24 protein-coding genes are annotated in these 21,490 nt (G+C 74.2%); 13 read left to right on the top strand and 11 right to left on the bottom strand.

Going from position 1 to position 21,490, the window contains the following annotated elements; translation table 11 throughout:
- Nucleotides 1-277 precede the first annotated feature (277 nt).
- Entirely contained in the window at nucleotides 278-475 is a 198-nt protein-coding gene (locus PUR61_RS33120) for a hypothetical protein (protein WP_329883190.1), read from the top strand.
- Between the two features lie 29 nt (nucleotides 476-504).
- On the opposite strand, the gene PUR61_RS33115 is transcribed toward PUR61_RS33120, so the two are convergent.
- The gene (locus tag PUR61_RS33115) at nucleotides 505-1,422 is read right to left on the bottom strand and encodes a transglutaminase-like domain-containing protein (protein WP_329883189.1); all 918 of its coding nucleotides are present in this window, start codon (nucleotides 1,420-1,422) and stop codon (nucleotides 505-507) included.
- A 23-nt stretch (nucleotides 1,423-1,445) separates the two neighbouring features.
- The gene (locus PUR61_RS33110; RefSeq protein ID WP_329883188.1) at nucleotides 1,446-2,465 is read right to left on the bottom strand and encodes a GNAT family N-acetyltransferase; all 1,020 of its coding nucleotides are present in this window, start codon (nucleotides 2,463-2,465) and stop codon (nucleotides 1,446-1,448) included.
- A 130-nt stretch (nucleotides 2,466-2,595) separates the two neighbouring features.
- Between PUR61_RS33110 and fdxA the strand changes: the two genes are divergently transcribed.
- Nucleotides 2,596-2,922 (top strand): ferredoxin, encoded by a 327-nt coding sequence (gene fdxA, locus PUR61_RS33105; RefSeq protein WP_030459925.1) that lies wholly within the window; start codon nucleotides 2,596-2,598, stop codon nucleotides 2,920-2,922.
- A 21-nt stretch (nucleotides 2,923-2,943) separates the two neighbouring features.
- Nucleotides 2,944-4,116 (top strand): succinyldiaminopimelate transaminase, encoded by a 1,173-nt coding sequence (gene dapC, locus PUR61_RS33100; RefSeq protein WP_329883187.1) that lies wholly within the window; start codon nucleotides 2,944-2,946, stop codon nucleotides 4,114-4,116.
- A 103-nt stretch (nucleotides 4,117-4,219) separates the two neighbouring features.
- Here the strand turns inward: dapC and PUR61_RS45590 are convergent, their stop codons facing one another.
- Nucleotides 4,220-5,005, bottom strand: a complete 786-nt coding sequence (locus PUR61_RS45590) for a hypothetical protein (RefSeq protein WP_443035277.1) — start codon at nucleotides 5,003-5,005, stop codon at nucleotides 4,220-4,222.
- A 372-nt stretch (nucleotides 5,006-5,377) separates the two neighbouring features.
- Entirely contained in the window at nucleotides 5,378-6,391 is a 1,014-nt protein-coding gene (locus tag PUR61_RS33090; RefSeq protein ID WP_329883186.1) for a hypothetical protein, read from the bottom strand.
- Between the two features lie 176 nt (nucleotides 6,392-6,567).
- On the opposite strand from PUR61_RS33090, the gene dapE reads away from it, so the two are divergent.
- Complete coding sequence (dapE, locus tag PUR61_RS33085) at nucleotides 6,568-7,641, top strand: succinyl-diaminopimelate desuccinylase (RefSeq protein ID WP_329883185.1); 1,074 nt, start codon at nucleotides 6,568-6,570, stop codon at nucleotides 7,639-7,641.
- A gap of 99 nt (nucleotides 7,642-7,740) precedes the next feature.
- Nucleotides 7,741-8,550: a TIGR00730 family Rossman fold protein gene (locus tag PUR61_RS33080; protein ID WP_329883184.1), complete on the top strand. Its 810-nt coding sequence runs from the start codon at nucleotides 7,741-7,743 to the stop codon at nucleotides 8,548-8,550.
- A 19-nt stretch (nucleotides 8,551-8,569) separates the two neighbouring features.
- Here PUR61_RS33080 and folP read toward each other — a convergent pair whose 3' ends face one another.
- Entirely contained in the window at nucleotides 8,570-9,382 is an 813-nt protein-coding gene (gene folP, locus PUR61_RS33075; protein WP_329883221.1) for a dihydropteroate synthase, read from the bottom strand.
- Between the two features lie 156 nt (nucleotides 9,383-9,538).
- On the opposite strand from folP, the gene PUR61_RS33070 reads away from it, so the two are divergent.
- Together PUR61_RS33070 and PUR61_RS33065 are read left to right on the top strand one after the other, a co-directional pair.
- Nucleotides 9,539-9,970: a DivIVA domain-containing protein gene (locus tag PUR61_RS33070; protein WP_329883183.1), complete on the top strand. Its 432-nt coding sequence runs from the start codon at nucleotides 9,539-9,541 to the stop codon at nucleotides 9,968-9,970.
- Between the two features lie 86 nt (nucleotides 9,971-10,056).
- Complete coding sequence (locus PUR61_RS33065; protein WP_329883220.1) at nucleotides 10,057-10,623, top strand: DNA-3-methyladenine glycosylase I; 567 nt, start codon at nucleotides 10,057-10,059, stop codon at nucleotides 10,621-10,623.
- A gap of 57 nt (nucleotides 10,624-10,680) precedes the next feature.
- Here the strand turns inward: PUR61_RS33065 and PUR61_RS33060 are convergent, their stop codons facing one another.
- Nucleotides 10,681-11,481, bottom strand: a complete 801-nt coding sequence (locus tag PUR61_RS33060) for an enoyl-CoA hydratase-related protein (RefSeq protein WP_329883182.1) — start codon at nucleotides 11,479-11,481, stop codon at nucleotides 10,681-10,683.
- Between the two features lie 307 nt (nucleotides 11,482-11,788).
- Between PUR61_RS33060 and PUR61_RS33055 the strand changes: the two genes are divergently transcribed.
- Nucleotides 11,789-11,956: a DUF3117 domain-containing protein gene (locus tag PUR61_RS33055; protein ID WP_014137929.1), complete on the top strand. Its 168-nt coding sequence runs from the start codon at nucleotides 11,789-11,791 to the stop codon at nucleotides 11,954-11,956.
- A gap of 141 nt (nucleotides 11,957-12,097) precedes the next feature.
- Here PUR61_RS33055 and PUR61_RS33050 read toward each other — a convergent pair whose 3' ends face one another.
- On the bottom strand, nucleotides 12,098-12,667 hold the full coding sequence (locus PUR61_RS33050) for an O-methyltransferase (protein ID WP_380356471.1): 570 nt from the start codon (nucleotides 12,665-12,667) through the stop codon (nucleotides 12,098-12,100).
- Between the two features lie 382 nt (nucleotides 12,668-13,049).
- On the opposite strand from PUR61_RS33050, the gene sigE reads away from it, so the two are divergent.
- The 4 genes from sigE to PUR61_RS33030 all read left to right on the top strand — a co-directional run bounded on the left by sigE (nucleotide 13,050) and on the right by PUR61_RS33030 (nucleotide 16,399).
- The gene (sigE, locus tag PUR61_RS33045) at nucleotides 13,050-13,790 is read left to right on the top strand and encodes an RNA polymerase sigma factor SigE (RefSeq protein WP_380356468.1); all 741 of its coding nucleotides are present in this window, start codon (nucleotides 13,050-13,052) and stop codon (nucleotides 13,788-13,790) included.
- Nucleotides 13,787-14,809, top strand: coding sequence for a zf-HC2 domain-containing protein (locus tag PUR61_RS33040; protein ID WP_329883181.1), 1,023 nt, complete (start codon nucleotides 13,787-13,789; stop codon nucleotides 14,807-14,809). The genes sigE and PUR61_RS33040 overlap by 4 nt, the downstream gene beginning before the upstream one ends.
- 131 nt (nucleotides 14,810-14,940) lie before the next feature.
- The gene (locus PUR61_RS33035; RefSeq protein WP_329883180.1) at nucleotides 14,941-15,390 is read left to right on the top strand and encodes a sec-independent translocase; all 450 of its coding nucleotides are present in this window, start codon (nucleotides 14,941-14,943) and stop codon (nucleotides 15,388-15,390) included.
- Between the two features lie 322 nt (nucleotides 15,391-15,712).
- Nucleotides 15,713-16,399 (top strand): hypothetical protein, encoded by a 687-nt coding sequence (locus tag PUR61_RS33030; RefSeq protein WP_329883179.1) that lies wholly within the window; start codon nucleotides 15,713-15,715, stop codon nucleotides 16,397-16,399.
- A 94-nt stretch (nucleotides 16,400-16,493) separates the two neighbouring features.
- Here the strand turns inward: PUR61_RS33030 and PUR61_RS33025 are convergent, their stop codons facing one another.
- From PUR61_RS33025 to PUR61_RS33010, 4 genes are all read right to left on the bottom strand, one after another.
- A complete protein-coding gene (locus PUR61_RS33025) occupies nucleotides 16,494-17,654 on the bottom strand; it encodes an Mrp/NBP35 family ATP-binding protein (RefSeq protein WP_329883178.1) in 1,161 nt (386 codons plus the stop codon).
- A gap of 56 nt (nucleotides 17,655-17,710) precedes the next feature.
- A complete protein-coding gene (locus PUR61_RS33020) occupies nucleotides 17,711-18,331 on the bottom strand; it encodes a DUF1003 domain-containing protein (RefSeq protein ID WP_443035276.1) in 621 nt (206 codons plus the stop codon).
- The gene (locus PUR61_RS33015) at nucleotides 18,321-19,604 is read right to left on the bottom strand and encodes a magnesium transporter MgtE N-terminal domain-containing protein (RefSeq protein WP_329883177.1); all 1,284 of its coding nucleotides are present in this window, start codon (nucleotides 19,602-19,604) and stop codon (nucleotides 18,321-18,323) included. The genes PUR61_RS33020 and PUR61_RS33015 overlap by 11 nt, the downstream gene beginning before the upstream one ends.
- A 202-nt stretch (nucleotides 19,605-19,806) precedes the next feature.
- Complete coding sequence (locus tag PUR61_RS33010) at nucleotides 19,807-20,367, bottom strand: hypothetical protein (protein WP_329883176.1); 561 nt, start codon at nucleotides 20,365-20,367, stop codon at nucleotides 19,807-19,809.
- 160 nt (nucleotides 20,368-20,527) lie between these two features.
- Here PUR61_RS33010 and PUR61_RS33005 point away from each other — a divergent pair, with 160 nt between their 5' ends.
- Nucleotides 20,528-21,475, top strand: coding sequence for a DMT family transporter (locus PUR61_RS33005; RefSeq protein WP_380356427.1), 948 nt, complete (start codon nucleotides 20,528-20,530; stop codon nucleotides 21,473-21,475).
- Nucleotides 21,476-21,490 lie beyond the last annotated feature (15 nt).

Genomic DNA, 21,490 nt, shown 5'->3' with positions numbered 1-21,490 from the left:
CCGCTCCCCCTTGGCCGAGGGTGCCCGCGCGGGGCGATCCGTCCGGCCTCCGGGGAGGACGGTAGCCCCCGCCTCCGACAACCGCCCCGGTGAACGCCCCGGACCGGCTCCGGTCTGCGGCTCCGCTGGCCGCTCCGCCCGGTACGGGGACCGGCCACCGGTCGGCACCCCGCCCGCGGGCGGGTGCCCCGGGCGGTTGCTGCGGGCGGAGGAACTCTCCGTGCCGAAGGATCGGCCGAGCCGCTGTCGGGCGCGGGCGGCGGGCACCATGACGGGCATGTCGAAGCCTGCCGTGTCGGTGCTCGCCGCCCTGCTCGTGGCCCTGGTCCCCTGCGCCGCGCTCACCCCGGCCGGAGGTCCGGACCGGGGGGCGTGCACCGTCGGCTTCTTCGCCGGGGATCCGCTCGTGACCGCACGGCCGGTCGCCCCGGCCGACGTTCCCGGCTGTCCGGCCGCCGTGGAGCGCGGGCTGTAGCGCGCGTCCGACGATTCCCGCCGGGCGGCTCAGTTCAGCCGGTGCCTCGCGGCCCGGGCGTCCCGGCGGACCTTGGCGGCGGTGTCGGGATCGAAGGCGTCCAGGATCTCGGCGTACTCGTCCATCTCCCCGGCCCCGCCCAGGAAGTCGCCGGTGCGGACCAGCAGTTCCGCCCGTTCCAGGCGGAGCTGGGCGGGGTGGCGGGGGAGGAGCAGGGCGAGTTCGGTGGCCCAGAGCTGGGTGCGAGCGTGTTCGGGGCGGTCGGCGGCCCAGGCCCGGATGTTGCCGAGCACCCGCAGCACGATGTCCAACGGTGCCGCGGGGGTGAGCAGTTCGGCGGTGAACTCGTGTCCGGTGGCGCGGACGAGCTCCGCCGCGTCCGGCAGGTCGAGCAGCCGGCCGCCGTGGAACGGGTCGGCCAGCACGTAGTCGTCGCCGCCGGCGGGGCCGCCGACCGCGACGATGAAGTGGCCGGGCAGGGCGATCCCGTGCACGGCGAGTCCGGCCCGCCGGCCGACGGCCATCCAGACCAGCGCGAGCATGATCGGCAGACCGCGCCGGCGCCGCAGCACGTCGGGCAGCAGCGAGGACTCCAGCCGCCGGTAGTCGGACTTCCGTCCGTGGAACCGCTCCCGGCCGCCGAGGACGGCGGCCAGCAGGGCGGCGGTCTCCTCGGGCCCGGCCGGGAACCGTTCGGCGACGGCGAGCCGGACCGAGGCCGCGTGCCGTTCGAGCGCGGCCTCACAGGCGGCGAGCAGGGCCGCGAGGGCGGGCGGGCCCGGCAGGTCGTCCGGGTCGTCCGGGTCGGGGGTGCGGGTGTGCTCGGCGGCCGCGAGCAGGCAGAGCAGCACCGGATCGGGGTGCTCGGCCCGGGCCTCGGTCCGGAAGCGTGCTCTGCTCTGCTCGGTCACGGTGGCTGCGGCGGCTTTCTGGGGACGGGCGGACAATCAGGCGGTTCCACGCGTGGGCGCTACCCCTGGGGGAGCCGCGCGTAGTGGTAAGTGTGACTGGTCGTGAAGCCGAGTCCGTCATACAGCGCGACGGCGCCGTCGTTCTCCGCCTCGACCTGGAGGAACGCGCCGGTGGCGCCCTCCTCGGCGGCGCGGGAGGCGAGCACCGCCATCAGCGCGGTGGCCAGCCCGGCCCGTCGCGCGCGGGCATCGACCTCGACCGCGCCGAAGCAGGCCCACGGGCCGTCGACGACGCACCGTCCGATCGCCAGCGGGGGCCGGCCCTCCGCCCCGGGCACGGTCGCGAACCAGACCGACGGCCCGCCGTGGATCACCCGCAGGGCGGCCTCCTCGACCGCCGGGTCGTCGGAGGCCCGGCGGTACAGCGACAGCCACTGCGGCCCGGCCGTCCGGGAGAGCCGCACCCGGCCGACCGCCGCCGGGGCGCCCGCCCGGGCGAGTCCGGCCAGCGGTGCGACCCGCACCAGGGTCGGCGAGTACACCGCGCCGAGCCGGTCCAGCGTGGCCCGCAGCGGTTCCGGGGAGCCGGGCGTGCTGACCTCCACCCAGGCCGGCAGCCCGCGCGCCGCGTACCAGGCGCGGGCGGCCGCGAGCGCCTCGTCGAGCGGGAGCCCGGGTTCGCCGAGCGCCTGGACGGAGTTGGCCCGCCGGGTGAATCCGGCCGAGGCGCGCAGCGTCCACGCACCGAGCGGTTCCCGGTCGACGGCCGGCCAGCCGCGGGCGGCGATCCGCTGGAGTTCGACCGGGGAGGCGGCCGGCAGCGGCGCGCGCCTGGCCGGGAAGAGCGGTACGACCTTGCCCGCGACGAGCAGCCGCTCGTCGAAGGAGACCGGTCCGCCGGTGCGCGGGACGACGGTCAGTCCCCGGTCGTCCCAGGAGGCGAGCACGCCGATCACGTCGCGGAACTCGGGCCTGCCGTCCACGAGGCCCGAGAGACGCCGGGCGGAGACCCGCAGGCCAACGTCCGCACGGCCTATCCGGACTTCCGGACGGTCCTGAACCGGCCCTTCGGCGGCCATCTGGGCACCTCCTGTGCATTTGCGGTCTCCGACCCGCGATACTAGGGGCGGGCATCGACGACGCCGCGCTCACCCGCGCACGCGAGAAAACAGAATGGGCCGCCGTGCCCTTCCGAGGAGGAACGACAGCGTGACCTACGTCATCGCGCAGCCTTGTGTCGACGTCAAGGACAAGGCGTGCATCGAAGAGTGCCCGGTTGACTGCATCTACGAGGGCGAGCGATCGCTCTACATCCACCCGGATGAGTGTGTCGACTGTGGCGCTTGTGAGCCGGTCTGCCCGGTCGAGGCGATCTTCTACGAGGACGACACGCCGGAGGAGTGGAAGGACTACTACAAGGCGAACGTCGAGTTCTTCGACGATCTCGGTTCGCCCGGTGGTGCGTCGAAGCTCGGTCTGATCGAGCGCGACCACCCGTTCATCGCCGCTCTGCCGCCGCAGAACGCCGAGCACTGACCGATCGGTGGCATCTGAGCTGTGACTACCAAGAACAGCACGCACGCGCCGTTCCCGGGCCACCCGGGAGCGGCGCGCCGCGTTTCGGACCTCCTGCCGGTCTTCCCCTGGGACAAGCTGGAGCCGTACAAGAAGACCGCTCTCGCGCACCCCGGAGGGCTCTGCGACTTCTCGGTCGGGACCCCCGTCGACCCGGTGCCCGAGGTGGTCCAGAAGGCGCTCGCCGCCGCGACCGACACCCCCGGCTATCCGACCGTCTGGGGCCCGGTGGAGCTGCGCGGGGCGATCGCCGACTGGCTGCACCGCCGGGTCGGCGCCGAGATCGGCCCGCAGGCCGTGCTGCCGACCGTCGGCTCCAAGGAGCTCGTGGCCTGGCTGCCGACCCAGCTCGGCCTCGGCCCCGGCGACCAGGTCGCCTACCCGCGGCTGGCCTACCCGACGTACGAGGTGGGCGCCCGGCTCTGCGGCGCCGAGCCGGTGGAGTACGACTCGGTGGACGAGCTGGACGGTTCGCGGGTCCGCCTGATCTGGGTCAACTCGCCCTCCAACCCGACCGGTCGGGTGCTCGGCAAGGACGAGCTCCGCCGCACGGTCGCGTGGGCGAGGGAGCACCGGGCGCTGCTGGTCAGCGACGAGTGCTACCTGGAGCTGGGCTGGGAGGCCGACCCGGTCTCCGTCCTGCACCCGGAGGTCTGCGGGACCGACGGTGACGGGAGGCAGCACGAGGGCCTGCTGGCCGTCCACTCCCTCTCCAAGCGCTCCAACCTGGCCGGCTACCGCGCCTCCTTCGTGGCGGGCGACCCGGTGGTGGTCAAGGAACTGCTGGAGGTGCGCAAGCACGGCGGCATGATCGTGCCGGCCCCGGTCCAGGCGGCGACGGCCGCGGCGCTCGCGGACGACGCGCACGTGGCGGAGCAGCGCGAGCGGTACGCGGCCCGGCGCTCGGCGCTGCGGGCCGCGCTGGAGGCGTACGGGTTCCGGGTCGAGCACTCGGAGGCGAGCCTCTACCTGTGGGTGACCCAGGACCGGCCGTGCTGGGAGACGGTGGCCGAACTGGCCGCCCTGGGCATCCTGGTGGCGCCCGGCGACTTCTACGGGCCGGCCGGCGGACGGTTCGTCCGGGTCGCCTTCACGGCGACCGACGAGCGGGTCGCGGCGGCCGTGGAGCGGTTGCACGCCGGGCCCGCGGCGTAGCGGAACGGCCCGGGGGAGCGGCGTCGTACGCGGCTCCCCCGGGCCGCACGAGGGGCCGGCGTCCGATCAGGACGCCGGCCACTCGGCATGCGGCGGGCGGGTCTCAGCCGATCGGCAGGCCGCCGAGGGCGCCGCCGTTGACGCCGCCCAGCAGGCTGCCGAGCGGGCCGGTCAGACCGGTCAGGCCGTTCAGCGGGCTGTTCGGGCCGAGGTCGGCGCCGCCCAGACGGTTGGCCGAACCGTGCTCGGCCAGGCCGAGCACGTCGGCGCCCGGCAGGTCGGCCGCCAGGCCGCCGGGGAGGGCGCGGGTGACGGCGCCGAGCGGCAGCGCGTCGGTCACGGTGCCGGTGCTGGGCACGGCGCTGGTGAGGCCGGAGGCCCCGGGGACGGCCTGGGTGAGGGCGCCGGCCTGGGAGAGCCCGCCGACCGGGTTGGCGCCGGCGCCGGCGCTGCGCTGCGTGGCGCTGTGGCCGGTGACGGCCTCGCCGAGCTTGCCGGCCAGGGCCTTGGCGACCTTCGGGGTGACGCCGGAGAGCTGGCCGGTGGTGGCGGCGGTCTGGTCGAGCGGTGCCGTCAGCGAGCTGGCCTTCTCGTTGGCCTCGGGGAGCTGCTGCGCGACGATGTTGCCGGTGGCGTCGGCGGTGGCGGGCACGCCCGCGGCGACGGTGGCGGCGCCGGTGTTCCCGGCCGCCTTGCCCAGCTCGTGGGTGGTGTGCTGGAGGGTGGAACCCGTGTCGGTGTTGGTCAGCTGGCCCAGCGGCGCGGCCAGGTCGCTCTTGGGCAGGAGGGCGTCGGCGGCGGACGCGGAGCCGGCCGCGACCAGCGGGGTCGCGCCGGCCGCCACGAGCAGTGCGGCCTGGGCGATCCGTCGCGTGAGGGGGTGAGACATGGGGCTCCTCGAAGGGGGTCTGGTGTCCGTCTCGTCCGCCGGGCGGACGACGTTGTTACCGCTTGAGAAGCCAGAAGGTTTCGGTCGGTGCAAGGAAAGCGTCGAGCCGACCATCGGATGGTATGACCGCCGTCGGGGTGGGCCCGGGTGCCCGGCCCGGGGTGTGCGGGTACGGCGGGGCAAGGGGAGTGACGGTTCTGCGCCAGGCCGGCCCGCCGGCACCGGCCGTCCACCTGCGTTGACGCGAATCACTCGTACGGCGGCAACCCGGACACCAGTGCGTCAGCGGCCCGGACCGGGCGGTTCCCGCCCCCGGAAACACCACTGCGCCGGGCCGTCCGGGTGACCGGTCGGCCCGGCGCAGCGGGCTGCTCAGCTCTTCGCGGCCGCGGCCAGTGAGACCAGCACCAGCTTGGTCGAGGTCCCGGTCGGCTGCGGCTTCCAGCCGTCCTCCGACTTCGCCTTCCGCCAGATCTTCCCGTCGTACGCGACGGTCTCGATGCCCAGCTTCTGGGCCTGGGTCACCGCCCAGTGCGCCACCGCCCAGCCGCTCTGGCGCTCGGCGTCCGGCCCGGCGTCGGTGGAGGCGGTCGGGTCCGGGGTCAGCGAGACGGCGTTCTCGGCGCCCTTGACCGTGGACGAGTAGCCGCCGGCCGGGGTCACCGTGCGGCCGAACTCGCGGCGGACCCGGTCGCTCAGCACCTGGGTCCGGTCCGGCGGGGCGGCGGCCGGGGCGGTGGCGCCGGGGGCGGTGGCCGTCGGTGCCTCCTCGGCCTCGTCGGGCGCCGCGAAGTCGTGCACCACGCAGTTCAGCGAGGCCGCCTCGCGGCCCGTCAGCGCGGAGGCCAGCAGGGTGGCCTTGGTCTCGTGCTTGGCGTAGGCCTGCGGGTAGCCGCTCTTCTGCACCTGCTGGGCCGCGTCGGTCAGCGGCAGCCGGGTGTAGCCGGGGACCTTCACCAGGCCGTCGAGGAACTTGTTGGTCGCGTAGACCGGGTCCATGATCTGCTGCACGGTGCCCCAGCCCTGTGAGGGCCGCTGCTGGAACAGGCCGACCGAGTCCCGGTCGCCGCCGGTCAGGTTGCGGATCTTGGATTCCTGCATCGCGGTGGCCAGCGAGATGGTCACCGCCCGGTCCGGCAGGGCGCGGGAGTGCGCGACGGCGGCGATGGTCGCCGCGTTGGCCGCCTGCGGGATCTCCAGCTCGCCCTCGCCGGCCGGGGTCTTCACCGAGCAGCCCTCGGGGGTCAGCAGCTTCTGGTCGCGGAGCCAGAACAGCCCGACCGCCACCACGGCCAGCACCAGCAGGCCGATCAGCACCGCCCGCAGCCCGCGACGCCGCCGGGGAACCGTGCCGTCGTCCCGGCCGCCGCTCCTTCTCCTGGCCACCGCCGCCCCTCTCACCGAACCGTGCTGTCCGGACCGGGGTTCCGGGCCGGGCATCCGAACCGACACCGTACCCACTCGGACGGGTGTGCGGTGACCGTCGGTTGCGGGTGACGGTGTCACAGCCCCGCTACGGCGGGGCCGCGCCGTGACCCGTCACCGGACTAGGCTGGGTGACCATGAGCAGCCCGAAGACGTCCCTGGACCTCACCCTCGACGGCGGCGCGCTGACCGCCCAGCTGGTGGACTTCCCCTCCGTCAGCGGCGACGAGCAGGCGCTCGCCGACGCCGTGGAGGCCGCCCTGCGCGCCTACCCGCACCTGACCGTCGACCGGTACGGCAACAACGTGGTGGCCCGCACCGACCTCGGCCGGGCCGAACGCGTGCTGCTCGCCGGGCACCTGGACACGGTGCCGATCGCCGACAACCTGCCCTCCTACGTCGAGGGCGACCTCCTCTACGGCTGCGGCACCTCCGACATGAAGTCCGGCGTGGCCGTCCAGCTCAGGCTCGCCGCCACCCTGCCGGAGCCCAACCGCGACCTCACCTTCGTGTTCTACGACTGCGAGGAGGTGGAGGCCCACCGCAACGGCCTCGGGCACCTCGTCCAGGCCCACCCCGACTGGCTGGCCGCCGACTTCGCCGTGCTGATGGAGCCCAGCCAGGCCACCGTCGAGGGCGGCTGCCAGGGCACCCTGCGCGCACAGGTCCGGCTCACCGGCGTGCGTGCCCACTCGGCCCGCAGCTGGCTCGGCGACAACGCCATCCACCACGCCGCCGAGGTGCTCGGCCGGCTCGCCGCGTACGAGCCGCGCCGCGTCGAGATCGACGGGCTGGAGTACCGCGAGGGCCTCAACGCGGTGCGGATCGACGGCGGGGTGGCCGGGAACGTCATCCCCGACGAGTGCGTGGTGACCGTCAACTTCCGGTTCGCCCCGGACCGCGACGAGGCCGCGGCCGAGAAGCACGTGCGCGAGGTCCTCGACGGCTACGAGGTCACGGTCACCGACTTCGCCCCGGGCGCGCTGCCCGGCCTCGCGCAGCCGGCCGCCCGGGCGTTCGTGGCCGCGACCGGCGGCACGGCCCGCGCCAAGTTCGGCTGGACCGACGTCGCCCGGTTCAGCGCGCTCGGCGTCCCGGCGGTCAACTACGGCCCGGGCGACCCGAACCAGGCCCACAAGCGGGACGAGCACTGCTCGCTCACCGCCATCGCCGAGACCGAGGAACGGCTGCGCGCCTGGCTGACCGACTGAGGCGACAAGCGCATCAACGGCTGAACGCCACCTTCCGGTTGCCCAACCGACCTTTCACCGTTGCCTGAAAACCGGGATCGGCGGGCGTAGGGTTTCGTCATGACAGGCACTGGAGACGAAAAGCACTACGGACACGGTCCTGAGCAGGTGGGCGAGCCGCACCCGAAGAAGGCGTGGCCCGAGAAGCAGAAGGGCCCGGTGCTGGTGCGCCGGGACCAGGTCGGCGAGAGCACGACGGACCAGCGCCTGCTGGACACCACCGGCCCGACCGACTGGCTGCACACCGACCCCTGGCGGGTCCTGCGGATCACCTCGGAGTTCGTCGAGGGCTTCGGCGCGCTGGCCGAACTCCCGCCCGCGATCAGCGTCTTCGGCTCCGCCCGGACCCCGGTCGACTCGACCGAGTACGCGGCGGGCGTGGCGATCGGACGGGCGCTGGCCGAGGCCGGCTACGCGGTGATCACCGGGGGCGGCCCCGGGGCGATGGAGGCGGCCAACCGGGGCGCCTCGGACGCCGGCGGGCTCAGCGTCGGGCTCGGCATCGAGCTGCCCTTCGAGCAGGGGCTCAACGAGTTCGTCGACCTCGGGCTGAACTTCCGCTACTTCTTCGTCCGCAAGACGATGTTCGTGAAGTACGCCCAGGGGTTCGTCGTCCTGCCCGGCGGCCTCGGCACGCTGGACGAGCTGTTCGAGGCGCTCACCCTGGTGCAGACGAAGAAGGTCACCCGCTTCCCGGTGATCCTCTTCGGCAGCGAGTACTGGGGCGGGCTGGCCGACTGGCTGAAGAACACCCTGGTCGCGCAGGGCAAGGCCGCCCCGCACGACCTGGAGCTCTTCCACATCACCGACGACATCGACGAGGTCCTGAAGATCCTCGCCGACGCCCGCCGGCCGGTGAACGAGATCTAGGCCCTGCCCGGCGCGCCTCTCAGGCCAACCCCCGGCGGGCGACCGCCGGGGGGCGGCTGCCGCGGATCGAGGCGACCATGTCCAGCACCTGCCGGGTCTCCGCCACCTGGTGCACCCGGTACACCCGGGCGCCCAGCCAGGCGGAGACCGCGGTGGTCGCCAGCGTGCCGAGCAGCCGCCGGTCCACCGGCAGGTCCAGGGTCTCGCCGACGAAGTCCTTGTTGGAGAGCGAGACCAGCACGGGGAACCCGGTCGCCGTCATCTCCGGCAGCCGCCGGGTCGCCTCCAGCGAGTGCCGGGTGTTCTTGCCGAAGTCGTGCCCCGGGTCGATGACCACCGCGTCCCGCCGCACGCCGAGCCCCACCGCCCGCTCGGCCAGCCCGACGGTCACCCGCAGGATGTCCGCCATCACGTCCGGGTACCCGGTCCGGTGCGGTCGGGTCCGCGGCTCGGCGCCGCCCGCGTGGGTGCAGACCAGCCCGGCGTCGTACCGGGCGGCCACCTCGGCCAGCCGCGGGTCCACCCCGCCCCAGGCGTCGTTCAGCAGGTCCGCGCCGACCTCGCAGACCGCCTCGCCGACCTCGTGCCGCCAGGTGTCGACGCTGATCACGGCCTCCGGGTGGCGCTTGCGCAGCTCCGCCACGAACGGCACGGTGCGCCTCAGCTCCTCCTCGACGGTGACCTCGTCGCCCGGCCCGGCCTTCACCCCGCCGATGTCCAGGATCGCGGCGCCCTCGGCCATCGCGCGGTCGGCGGCGGCGAACGCCGCCTCGTCGGCGAAGGTGGCGCCCTTGTCGAAGAACGAGTCAGGAGTCCGGTTGACGATCGCCATGATCACCAGCTCGTCGTCGCCGAATTCCCGTGGTCCCAGGCGCAGTGCCACCGATGTCTCCTCCACAGCTGCTGCGAGTGCGATGATGGCCCCCGGCCCATCGGGACCATGATCCCACTCCTGTCGGGGCCGGCCGGAAAATCGGGAGGACCGCTCGTGTTCTGGGTGATCGTGGTGGCGATGGCCGTGGTGGTCGGCGGCGCCGCGCTGGTGGCGCTGGGCGGGGGCGGCTCGCTGCCGGAGGCGGTGCACGACCGGATCGCCGCCGGGCTGCCGCAGGACCGCCCGCTCGGTCAGGAGGACGTCGAGGCGATCCGCCTGCCGATGGCCGTCCGCGGCTACCGGATGGACGAGGTGGACGACGTGCTCGACCGGCTGGGCGTCGAACTCGCCTACCGCGACGCGCGGATCGTCGAGCTGGAGGCGCTCGCCGCCGTGCGCGGCGCGGTGGAGGCCGCCGACCGCCCCGGCACGGGCGCCGAGCCGCTGCCCGGCCTGGAGGACTTCGCCAAGGTCGTCGAGCCCGCCGTCGTCCTCACCAAGGCTCCCGCCGGCCCGGAGGACGCGGAGCCGGCGGACGGCCGGTGAGCGCCGACGCGGACGTCGCGGCCGGTGCTCCGACGGACGCCCCGACGGACGCCCCGACCGGTGGCGCCGTCGTCGGCCCGGACGGCCTGCGCCGCTGCGCCTGGGGCGACTCGGCGGACGACTACCGCACCTACCACGACACCGAGTGGGGCCGCCCGGTCCACGGCGACGACGCCCTGTTCGAGCGGGTCTGCCTGGAGGCGTTCCAGTCCGGGCTCTCCTGGATCACCATCCTGCGCCGCCGCGAGGGCTTCCGGTCCGCCTTCGCGGGCTTCGAGATCGCGAGGGTCGCGGAGTTCGGCGAGGCCGACGTCGAGCGGCTGCTCGGCGACACCGGGATCATCCGCAACCGGGCCAAGATCGAGGCGTCGATCGCCAACGCCAGGGTCGCCCGCGACCTGGACGGCGGGCTGGACGCGCTGATCTGGCAGTTCGCCGGAGACCCGGACCGGCCGGCCCCCCGCTCGACGGGCGAGGTACCGGCCGTCACGCCCGAGTCGACGGCACTGGCCAAGGCGCTGAAGAAGGCGGGCTTCCGGTTCGTCGGCCCGACCACCGCCTACGCCCTGATGCAGGCCTGCGGGCTGGTCGACGACCACCTCGCCGACTGCCACGTCCGGTCCGTCCTCGACGGGACGCGGCCCGGGGCGTAGCGCGCGGTCGCCGGCGGACCCGCCGGCGGGCGGGCGGTCCGGCGGGCCGTGCGCCGGTCAGCGCCCCAGGTACTGCGGCTTCTCCTTGGCGATGAAGGCGCGGACCGCGATCCGGTGGTCCTCGCTGTCGCCGGCCAGCGTCTGCAGCTCGTCCTCCTTGTCGAGCAGCTCGCTCAGCGTGTGCGCGGCGCCGTACGCCAGAGACTCCTTGATCGCGCCGTACGCCACGGTCGGGCCATCGGCCAGCTCCTTGGCGAACACCCTTGCCGTGGCGGCCAGTTCGGCGGCCGGCACCACCTTGGTGGCCAGCCCCAGCTCCATCGCCTCGGCGGCCTTCACGGTGCGCGGCAGCATCAGCAGCTCGGTCGCCCGGGCGTGTCCGACCAGCCGCGGCAGCGTCCAGGACGCGCCCGAGTCGGCGGTCAGGGCGATACCGGCGAAGGCGGTGTTGAAGCCGGCCGTCTCCGAGACGATCCGGAAGTCGCAGGCGAAGGCCAGCGAGGCGCCCGCGCCGGCCGCCACCCCGCCCACCGCCGCCACGGTCGGCTTGCGCATCCCGGCCAGCGCCCGCAGCAGCGGGTTGTAGTGCTCGGCGACGGTCTTCAGCGCGCCCTCGCCGGTCTCCTCGGCCTGCCGGAGCCGGCCCAGGTGCTCCTTGAGGTCCTGGCCGACGCAGAACGCCCGGTCGCCCGCGCCGGTGAGCAGGACGGCCCGCACCGCCGGATCCTCGGCGGCGGCCGTCACGGTGTCACGCAGAGCCACCTTGGTGGGTACGTCCAGCGCGTTCATCGCCTCCGGGCGGTTGATGGTGATGACGGCCAGGCCGCCGTCCAGCTCGTACAGCACGGAATCGGACATGGGCGAGGGCTCCCTTGCTCGTCGCACGGTGATCGCACGGTGGTCGTGGGCTGCCAGGATGCCGGAGTGCGGGGCCGGCTGGGGAGTGTGAGGTATCGCACCTTCCGGCGGCGGACTGATCACCGCCGCGCCGGGGCTTATGGCGGGAAATGCGCCGGTTGGGGGCGGTCCGGCCGAGGTTGCACCGAGAGTGATGTTGGTCATCAGGCCGTGGCATGCGGGATAATGGCTTCCGATCAATGCGTTCGATACCGGCGGTGGACGGACTGCCGGTGCGTAGCTGAGCGTTGCAGGAAGGGGAACGAGCATGGCGGCCATGAAGCCGCGGACGGGTGACGGCCCGCTCGAAGTCACCAAAGAGGGGCGGGGCATCATCATGCGCGTTCCGCTCGAAGGCGGCGGACGCCTCGTGGTGGAGCTCACGCCTGACGAGGCCGACGCCCTCGGTGAGGCCCTGAAGAAGGCCTGCGGCTGACCGCAGCAGGTGCTCGCCATCTCCTGGAGATGTGCCACCGGCCCGGGTTCGACGATCACGTCGGCCCGGGCTCGGCCGTTCCCGGGCCGCTACGGGCCCTGGGAGCCCGCCGCGCGGCCCCCGGGCCCCCCGGGTCGGCCCTCAGCGTTTGACGGCGCAGAGCAGCCCGTCCGAGACCGGCAGCAGCGCCGGCAGCAGCTTCTCGCTCTCCCGGACGTCGCGCACCAGGTCGCGGACCGACCGGGTCTGCGGGTCCTGCTGCTCCGGCTCGGCCAGCCGGCCCTCCTGGAAGACGCCCTCGAAGCAGACCATCCCGCCCGGCCGCAACAGCCGCAGCGACTCCGCCAGGTACTCCTGTGACTCCGCCGGGTCGCCGTCGCAGAACACCAGGTCGTACTGGCCGTCGGCGAGTCGCGGCAGCACCTCCAGGGCCCGGCCCGGTATGAACCGCGAGCGGTTGGCCGCGAAACCGGCGGCCTGGTACGCCTCCCTGGCCAGCTGCTGGCGGACCGGTTCGGAGTCGACGGTGGTGAGTACGCCGTCCGGCCGCATCCCGCGCAGCAGGTAGACCCCGGAGACGCCCGTCCCGGTGCCGATCTCGGCCACCGCCTTGGCGTCCAGCGCGGCCGCGAGCAGCCGGAGGCAGGCGCCTCCGCTGGGTCCGATCGCCCTGATTCCGGTCCGCGCGGACTGTGCCCGGGCGTAGGTCAGCACCGCGTCCTCGCCGACGTAGGTGTCCGCGAGAGCCGCATGCGCGGGCCCGAACTCGCTGATGGCTGCCTCTTTCGGAGCCCCGGGTGGCGGCCCGGCGCCTAGCGGATGTCGATATTTCCTGCCACAGATTACTGGCCGGGCGGGAACCGCGTACGGCGGCGGGCCGTTGGTGAGGCAGGGACCGGGGGAACAGGAGGTTCCCGGGCCTGTTCTCCGGCTTGACGGTCGCGGGCACTTTTATCCGGGCTTGACGGGTGAGGTGGATATGGTGGTGGCCCTGCTGGGCAGAAGAGCCGACCGAGGAGGTGTGGCCGAGGGCGACGTCCCTGTGCGGCGGCACTCCCGCGGCACCGCGTCGGCCCGTACGCCGAAGCCCGTGATGAACCAGCCTGCGCACTCCACTCCGGACCAGCCGGCCGCCGCGCCCCAGACGCCGGCCGCCGGTACCGCCGAGGCCCCCGCCCTCGCGACCTTCGCCGAGGGCCCCGACGCGCAGACCTGGACTCCGCCCAGCTGGGAGGAGATCGTCGAGGCCCACAGTGCCCGTGTCTACCGCCTCGCCTACCGGCTGACCGGTAACCAGCACGACGCCGAGGACCTCACCCAGGAAGTCTTCGTCCGGGTGTTCCGTTCGCTGTCCACGTACACCCCCGGCACGTTCGAGGGCTGGCTGCACCGGATCACCACCAACCTGTTCCTGGACATGGTCCGCCGACGCCAGCGCATCCGCTTCGACGCGCTCGGTGACGACGCGGCCGAGCGGCTGGCCTCGCGCGAGCCCAGCCCGGCCCAGCACTTCAGCGACACCCACTTCGACGCCGACGTCCAGCAGGCGCTGGACACCCTGGCGCCCGAGTTCCGGGCCGCCGTGGTGCTCTGCGACATCGAGGGACTCTCCTACGAGGAGATCGCCGCGACGCTCGGCGTGAAGCTCGGTACCGTCCGCAGCCGCATCCACCGCGGCCGCTCGCACCTGCGTGCCGCGCTCAAGCACCGCGCACCCGGTGCCGCCCCCGGCCGTGAGCGCCGCGGCGGCGGTGCCGACGAGCCGGTGCCGGTCGGCGCCGTCGCCGGTGAGGCCGCGGTCGCGCCGGGCGGTCGCGGACGGAGGCGGTCGTGAGCGCAACCGGCCGGTCAGGACCGGGCCACTCCGACGTGCCCGGCCGGGCCGCGGCCCGCCGGGGCGGCTGGGCCGCCCTGGGGCGGCGCGGCCACGACGGGACCGACCCCTCCGGGGAACCGCAGCCGGAACGCGGCCAGGCCGGAGCGCCGGGCGAGCCCGCGCTGCGCGCCGTCGCGGTCCGCCCGGGCGAGCCGGCCGCCGAGGAGCACCATCTCGGTGAGCGGCTCTCCTCCTTCGTCGACGGCGAACTCGGCCACGACTCGCGCGACCGCGTCCAGGCCCATCTGGCGACCTGTCCGCAGTGCCTCGCCGAGGCCGACGAGGGCCGCGCCGTCAAGCACCTCCTCACCCGCACCGGTACGCCCGGCCCGTCGTCGGCGCTGATGGCCCGGCTGATGGCCGTCGGCGCGCTCCCGGAGGACGAGCGGCCGCCGGTCGACCGCCCGGGCCGGGACGACGACGACCTGCCCGGCGGCGGGCTGCCGGCCGCCGGGACGCTCGGCGGCAGCCGGCTGAACGGCGGTTCGTTCGGCCGCGGGGCCGGCGCCTCCTTCGGAGCGGGCGCGCTGGGCGCCGACGCGCCGCTGCCCGGGGTCGACCCGCGGGCGTTCGGTCGCGGCGGTGCGGTCCTGCGCCCGCTGATGGGCCGGCGGACCGCCCGCCCGACGGCCCCGGTCGGGCCGCAGCCACTGGCCGCGGCTGCCCCGGTGGTCCGGCAGGTCCCGCCGCGCGGGCGCCGCTTCGTCTTCGCCGCCGCCGGCGCCTTCTCGGTCGCCGCGGTGACGCTCGGCGGGGTCGGCGGCTTCGCCGGCCCGGGCGACGAGCAGCACGGCACCACGATCAGCCCAGCCGGCGGCAACGGCCGCGGCGGCGGGCTGGTCCCCATGAACGCGCAGGTACCGGTGGACTTCCCGGTCCGCCCGGTGGCGGTCACCCGGGGCGCGACCCCGCCGCACGAGGTGCCGGAGCGCACCCCGAGCTCCGGGATGGCCGGGCTGCACCACGAGAACAGATAGGCGGCGGTGGCCCCTGCGGTCACGGTCATCGGCGGGTCTTCACCACGGCTTCATCACACCGGGGTCATGAACCCGCCGATGGCCATTACCCTGTGAGGGACGTTGTCCGATCGCGAGCTTAGGGAGCTTTGGTGTTCAGTGACGTGGGCACACTGGAGGTCCTGACCCTGGCCATCATGGCCATCGTGATCTTCGGTCCGGACAAGCTGCCGAAGCTGATCCAGGACACCATGGGCTTCATCCGGAAGATCCGTTCCTTCGCCGACACGGCGAAGGAGGACATCCGCAGCGAGCTCGGTCCCGAGTTCAAGGACTTCGAGTTCGAGGACCTCAACCCGAAGACCTTCGTCCGCAAGCAGCTCATGGGCGGCGAAGAGGACCCGCTGGGCCTCAAGGACATGCGGGACAGCCTCGACATCCGCTCGGTGCTGGACGACAAGCCCGCCGCCGCCGTGAACGGCCACGGCCGGTCCGGATCCGTCTCGATGGACAAGTCCTCGGTCGCGGCCCCGGTGGCCGCCACCGCCGGCTCCCCGCTGCAGCCCGGCGAGCGCCCCCCGTTCGACCCGGACGCCACCTGAGCGGTGCTTCGCCCGCTCGCCTCCGGGGCGTTCCGGCCCGGCGCCGACGGTCGGTACCCCCTCGTTCCCGCGTCGTTCCCGCGCTTCGGCGCCGGCCCCGCGCTCACCCTTCCGGCGCCCGTCCGACGACACCACCGCCCCGCCCGCCCGCACGGCTGAGCGGGGCGGCGACGTGTGCGCCGCTATTGTGCTGATTGTTCCCGCTGTGCCGTCTGTCACTTTCCGGTCCGTTCCGGACCGAAGACGGTCGGTGGGGACGCCGCGGTACGCCACGATGGGAGCGCGCCACGGCAGGGATACGTGTGTTTGAGGAGGCCCGGGGATGGACGCGACGAGTCAGGCGGTGGGGACGGCCACGGCCGGCGGACCGGTGGTCGGCGGACAGGCGGGCCCGGCGGACCCGCTGATGCCGTACCTGTCCGCGGACTTCCCGTGGTACGGCCTGGACGACGGCTGGAGCGGCCGCCGCTACCTGCAGCCCGGCGGGCCCGGCGCCGCCGGCGGTCCGCGCGCGGGGGCGGCCCGGGGCTCCGTCGACTACGGCAGCCTGGGCCACGGCGAGGAGCCGGCCCGCCAGTACGAGCCGCGGGACGTCCGGAAGTTCGCCGTCGTCGTGACGGTGGCCCGCCGGGACAGCCGCCGCAGCGCCGACAACACCGGGACCCTGGAGGCGACGTCCGCCTCCTCGGCCGCCTGGCTGGCCGGCTCCGGCCTGCTCGCGGCCACCTGGCCGGGGCAACTGGACCGCTCGCGGCGCCAGGACTGGCTGGAGCAGCAGTCCGCGCTCGCCTGGGACCTCGCCGACGACCTGGCCGGCCCCGGCTGGTCCACCCTCAGCCTTCCGGTCAACGGGCTGCCGCAGCCGTTCCGCTACCGCGAGTCCGAGTACGGGTGGGTGCTGGCGGGCGAGGCCCCCGGCGTCCTGCTCGGCGCCTACGGCCGGGGCGTCAGCGCCTACGGCGCCGGCTTCGCCACCGTCCCCGACCTGACCACCTACACCCGCCCGTAGGCGCGCCCGCGACGAAGCCGCACGGAAGGGGCCCGCCGGTCTCCCGGCGGGCCCCTTCACGCCCTCACGGCCGCACCACCGACGTGGCGGCGCGTCAGAACTTGTTCTTCGGGGTGAGGCCGAGGGAGAGGCCGGAGAGACCGCGCTGGCGGCCGCCGAGCTTGCCGGCGACGGCGCGGAGGGCGGCAGCGGCCGGGGAGTCGGGGGCGGCCAGGACGACCGGGCGACCGTCGTCGCCGCCCTCGCGCAGCCGGACGTCGATCGGGATCGAGCCGAGCACCGGGACGGTGGCGCCGACGGTGCGGGTGAGCGCGTCCGCGACGATCTGGCCGCCGCCGGTGCCGAACACGTCGATCATCTCGTCGCAGTGCGGGCACGGCATGCCGGACATGTTCTCGATCACGCCGACGATCTTCTGGTGGGTCTGCACCGCGATGGTGCCGGCCCGCTCGGCCACCTCGGCGGCGGCCATCTGCGGGGTGGTGACGATCAGGATCTCCGCGTTGGGGACCAGCTGGGCCACCGAGATCGCGATGTCGCCGGTGCCGGGCGGCAGGTCCAGCAGCAGGACGTCCAGGTCGCCCCAGTACACGTCGGCCAGGAACTGCTGGAGTGCGCGGTGCAGCATCGGGCCGCGCCAGACCACCGGGGTGTTGCCCGGGGTGAACATGCCGATCGAGATGACCTTCACGCCGTGCGCCTGCGGCGGCATGATCATGTCCTGGACCTGGGTCGGCCGGCCCTCGACGCCCAGCATGCGCGGCACGCTGTGGCCGTAGATGTCGGCGTCCACGACGGCGACCTTCAGGCCGTCCTCGGCCATCGCGGCCGCGAGGTTGACCGTCACCGAGGACTTGCCGACGCCGCCCTTGCCGGAGGCGACCGCGTAGACCCGGGTCAGCGTGCCGGGCTTGGCGAACGGGATCTCCCGCTCGGGGGCGCCGCCGCGCAGCAGCTGCGAGAGCTCCTTGCGCTGCTCGTCGCTCATGACGTCGAGCTCGACCTCGACCCCGGTCACCCCGGGGACCCGGCCGACCGCCTCGCGGACGCGGGCGGTGATGGTGTCGCGCATCGGACAGCCGGAGACCGTCAGGTAGACCGCGACGCGCACGGCGCCGCCCTCGTCGATCCCGACCGATTTCACCATGCCGATCTCGGTGATCGGGCGGTTGATCTCCGGGTCGTTGACGGTCGCGAGCGCCTGGCGTACGGACTCCTCCGTGACGCCGGCCGCGACCTCTGTCTCGTTGGCCATGCCTTGATGGTACGGCGCCGGGAAGGGTGCTTAACCGGTCGGTAGCGTGCCGCAGGTCACAGCACGTCCGAGGTCTCCCGGCGCTCGTCGATCTCCTTGAGCAGCGCCTGGAGTTCGGAGCGGAGGAAGTCGCGGGTGGCGACCTCTCCGAGGCCCTGGCGGAGCGCGGCCACCTCGCGGGTGAGGTACTCGGTGTCGGCGATGTTGCGGTCGCTGCGGGCGCGGTCCTGCTCCATGTTGACGCGGTCCCGGTCGGCCTGGCGGTTCTGTGCCAGCAGGATCAGCGGCGCCGCGTACGAGGCCTGGAGCGAGAGCATCAGGGTGAGGAAGATGAACGGGTAGTCGTCGAAGTGCACCTGGTCCGGCAGCACGGTGTTCCAGCCCACCCACACGATCACGACGATGGTCATCCAGACGATGAACCGCCCGGTGCCGAGGAAGCGCGCGATCCGCTCGGAGAGCTTGCCGAAGGCCTCCGGGTCGTACGTCGGCAGGGTGATCAGGCCGGGGCGGGTGGTGCGCGGCTGGTCGAGCCGGCTGCGGCCGCCTCCGGACGGGGGTTCGGTGCGCTGGACGCGGCCGCGTTCGCGGGCGCGCACCTCGCGCAGCTGGCGCAGCTCGCCCTGCAGGCGCTGGCGGGGCGAGTCGTCCCGTCGGCCCTTGCGGTCAGCGTCCACCGGTCACCTCTCTCTCGTCGGCCGGCCCGTGCGGGGCGGCCTCGCGCCAGTCCTCGGGCAGCAGGTGGTCGAGCACGTCGTCGACGGTCACCGCGCCGACCAGGTGGTCGGCCTCGTCGACCACGGGGGCGGCGACCATGTTGTACGTCGCCAGGTAGCTGGTGACCAGCGTCAGCGGGGTGTCCGGCGGCAGCGGGTCCAGGTCGTCGTCCACCAGCGAGCCGACCAGGGTGTACGGGGGTTCCCGCAGCAGCCGCTGGAAGTGCACGGTGCCCAGGTACTTGCCGGTCGGCGTCTCGTTGGGCGGGCGGCAGACGAAGACCTGCGCGGCCAGCGCGGGCTTGTTGTCGGAGACCCGCACCCGGGCCAGCGCCTCGGCCACCGTGGCGTTCGGCTCCAGCACGATCGGCTCGGTGGTCATCAGGCCGCCGGCGGTGTTCTCCTCGTAGGTGAGCAGGCGGCGGACGGGCTCGGCCTCCTCCGGTTCCATCAGCTGGAGCAGCCGCTCGGCCTCGTCGCCGGGCAGTTCGGAGAGCAGGTCGGCGGCGTCGTCCGGGTCCATCGCCTCCAGGACGTCGGCGGCCCGTTCGTCCTTGAGCTTGCCGATGATCTCGACCTGGTCGTCCTCGGGCAGCTCCTCCAGGACGTCGGCGAGCCGTTCGTCGTCGAGTGCGGCGGCGACCTCGGCGCGGCGCTTGGCGGAGAGGTGGTGCATGACGTTGGCGAGGTCGGCGGCCCGCAGCTGGTCGAAGGTCGCGAGCAGGTTGGCGGCGCCCTGGTTCTCCTCGGCGAGGGCGAAGCCGGTGACGTCCTTCCAGTCCAGGGTGAGCGTCTCGCCCTTGGACTTGCGCAGCCGACCGGGCCGGCCGACCTGGACGAAGACCTTGCTGATCTCCCACTCGCGCAGCCGGGTCTGCACCATCGCGACGTCCAGGACGGTGACGTCCTGGTCGGACTTGCTCCAGGTGACGATGCGGTCCAGCAGTTCGCCGAGGACGAGCGTCTCGGACGTGCGCTGTTCGAAGCGGCGCATGTTGATCACGCCGGTGGTCAGCACCTGGCCGGATTCCAGGCTGGTCACCCGGGTCATCGGGAGGAAGATCCGGCGGCGGCCGATCACTTCGACCACGAGTCCGAGCACCCGGGGCGGTCGGCCACCGAGGCGGAGCGTGACCACGACGTCCCGGACCCGGCCGACCTGGTCGCCGTTCGGGTCGAAGACGGCGATGCCGGAGAGATGGGAGATGAAGACCCGGCTGCCTGCCCCTGCCATGGACTCCCTCGCTCGCTCGACGCTCCGGTCGGGCGCGCGGGCACGCCCCGTGGCCAAGGCTACGCGGGGACCCGCGACCGGGCTCGGTGGAAACCCGGGCGAACCGGGCACGGGCACGCCGCCGGGGACGCCGGGGCCGTCGGAGGGTGGCTGCGGGCCGGAGGTGCGCCGGGGGTCGGGGGGCTCGCCGCGGCGGGGAGGCTCAGCCCTTGCGGCGCTTGAACAGCAGCTTCGGCAGGCCGGCGGGGATCGGCTGCCGGGTGGTGGCCGGGGTGGGCATCGGGGCGGTGGCGTGCGAGGCGTCCGGCATCGCACCCGGCTGCTCGGTGAGCACGCCGTCGGCCGAGCCGGCCGGCTCCAGCCGGAGCACCCGGCACTCGCGGGCCCACCGGTCGGTGACGGTGTCGGTGTCGGGGGCGTTCAGCCGCTTGCCCTTGAGCTCCTCGACGGCGCCCAGCCAGGCCTCGCTCCCCGGGGCCAGCTCGACCACGCGGGCCGGCCAGCCGGTCAGCCGGCCGCCCTTGTCCTTGCTGCGGACGGTCACCACCGCGCCCGCCCCGCCGGTCAGTCCGTGCAGCGGCTGTTCGGCGCCGTCGCCGACCACCACCACCGCGCCGTCGTGCCAGGCGTGCCAGACGGCCCGGCCGTGCTCCTGACCGTCCGCCCGGACCCAGAGCAGCCCCGACTTCTTCGCGGCCTCCTCCAGCAGGGCCCGGTCGAGGAAGTCGTCGGCGGTCGCGGCTGCGGCAGGCGTACGGTCCATGGCGCACAGCGTACGGCCTGAGCCGTCCGGGCGATGTCTCGCGGTTCGGGCGACAGTTCCGTCGGTGCGGCACGGGCCTTACGGTAGGAGTCGCCCGCCCTGCAGCCCGCCCTGCAGTCCTTCCTGAACCGCACCCCTCACTCCGAAGCAGAGGAGCGTCGTGCCCGCCGTCCGGCCAGAGTCTGCCCCCGCCACCGTCGCCGCCGTCACCGCCCCCACCGGTACCGTCGCGGCCCCCGCGCAGCCGCTCCCCAGGTTCGACCTGCTGCTGCTCGCGGTCTCGGTCGCGGGCATCTCGCTCTCCGCACCGCTGATCAGCGCCACCGCCGCGCCGGCCCTGGCCATCGCCTTCTGGCGCAACGTCATGTCGGTCGGCGTGCTCGGCCCGTACGCGCTGCTGCGCCACCGGGCGGAGCTGCGCGGGATCTCCCGGCGGGCGCTGCTGCTGGCCGTGGCGGCCGGCGCCCTGCTCGCCGTCCACTTCGCGCTCTGGATGCCCAGCCTGCGGATGACCTCGGTCGCGTCGGCGACCGCCCTGGTCACCACCACCCCGCTCTGGACCATCCTGCTGATGCGGTTGCTCGGCGTGCGGGCGCCGCGGATGGTCTGGCTCGGCATGGCGGTGGCCTTCGCCGGGGTCCTGGTGCTCACCGGTGTCGACCTCTCGCTCTCGCCGCGCGCCCTGGCCGGGGACGCGCTGGCGCTCGGCGCGGGCCTGGCCGCCGCCGGGTACGTGCTGCTCGGCGCCGAGGTCCGCCGGACCGTCAGCACCACCGCGTACACGCTGGTCTGCTACGCCACCACCGGCGCGGTCCTGCTGGCGGTCTGCCTGGTGGCCGGGACGCCGCTGTCCGGCTGGTCGGCCGGGGCCTGGTGGCAGATCGTGCTGCTGATGGTCACCGCCCAGCTGCTGGGCCACTCGCTCAGCAACCGGGTCGTGCGCACCCTCGGGCCCTCGGTCACCTCCACCTCGGTCCTGCTGGAGACCCCGGGCGCCGCGCTGATCGCGGCGCTCTGGCTCGGCCAGTGGCCCCCGGTCGCCGCGTACCCGGCGGTGGTGCTGATCCTGCTGGGCCTGGTGCTGGTCGCGCGCGCCGGTCGTCGGTAGCCGACAGCCGCCCGG

It is taken from the genome of Streptomyces sp. BE20, from assembly GCF_036322525.1.
Taxonomy (GTDB): domain Bacteria; phylum Actinomycetota; class Actinomycetes; order Streptomycetales; family Streptomycetaceae; genus Kitasatospora.
Note: the sequence above shows the minus strand (reverse complement) of the source record. Positions and strands in the feature narration are given on the sequence as shown.

Coding starts and splice junctions, on each gene's coding strand:
- PUR61_RS33030 (WP_329883179.1), top strand. CDS start 15,713: ATGGACGCGACGAGTCAGGCGGTGGGGACGGCCACGGCCGGCGGACCG.
- folP (WP_329883221.1), bottom strand. CDS start 9,382: ATGGCGATCGTCAACCGGACTCCTGACTCGTTCTTCGACAAGGGCGCC.
- PUR61_RS33060 (WP_329883182.1), bottom strand. CDS start 11,481: ATGTCCGATTCCGTGCTGTACGAGCTGGACGGCGGCCTGGCCGTCATC.
- PUR61_RS33025 (WP_329883178.1), bottom strand. CDS start 17,654: ATGGCCAACGAGACAGAGGTCGCGGCCGGCGTCACGGAGGAGTCCGTA.
- PUR61_RS33110 (WP_329883188.1), bottom strand. CDS start 2,465: ATGGCCGCCGAAGGGCCGGTTCAGGACCGTCCGGAAGTCCGGATAGGC.
- sigE (WP_380356468.1), top strand. CDS start 13,050: ATGAACCAGCCTGCGCACTCCACTCCGGACCAGCCGGCCGCCGCGCCC.
- PUR61_RS33055 (WP_014137929.1), top strand. CDS start 11,789: ATGGCGGCCATGAAGCCGCGGACGGGTGACGGCCCGCTCGAAGTCACC.
- PUR61_RS45590 (WP_443035277.1), bottom strand. CDS start 5,005: ATGTCTCACCCCCTCACGCGACGGATCGCCCAGGCCGCACTGCTCGTG.
- PUR61_RS33010 (WP_329883176.1), bottom strand. CDS start 20,367: ATGGACCGTACGCCTGCCGCAGCCGCGACCGCCGACGACTTCCTCGAC.
- PUR61_RS33015 (WP_329883177.1), bottom strand. CDS start 19,604: ATGGCAGGGGCAGGCAGCCGGGTCTTCATCTCCCATCTCTCCGGCATC.
- dapE (WP_329883185.1), top strand. CDS start 6,568: ATGAGCAGCCCGAAGACGTCCCTGGACCTCACCCTCGACGGCGGCGCG.
- PUR61_RS33120 (WP_329883190.1), top strand. CDS start 278: ATGTCGAAGCCTGCCGTGTCGGTGCTCGCCGCCCTGCTCGTGGCCCTG.
- PUR61_RS33080 (WP_329883184.1), top strand. CDS start 7,741: ATGACAGGCACTGGAGACGAAAAGCACTACGGACACGGTCCTGAGCAG.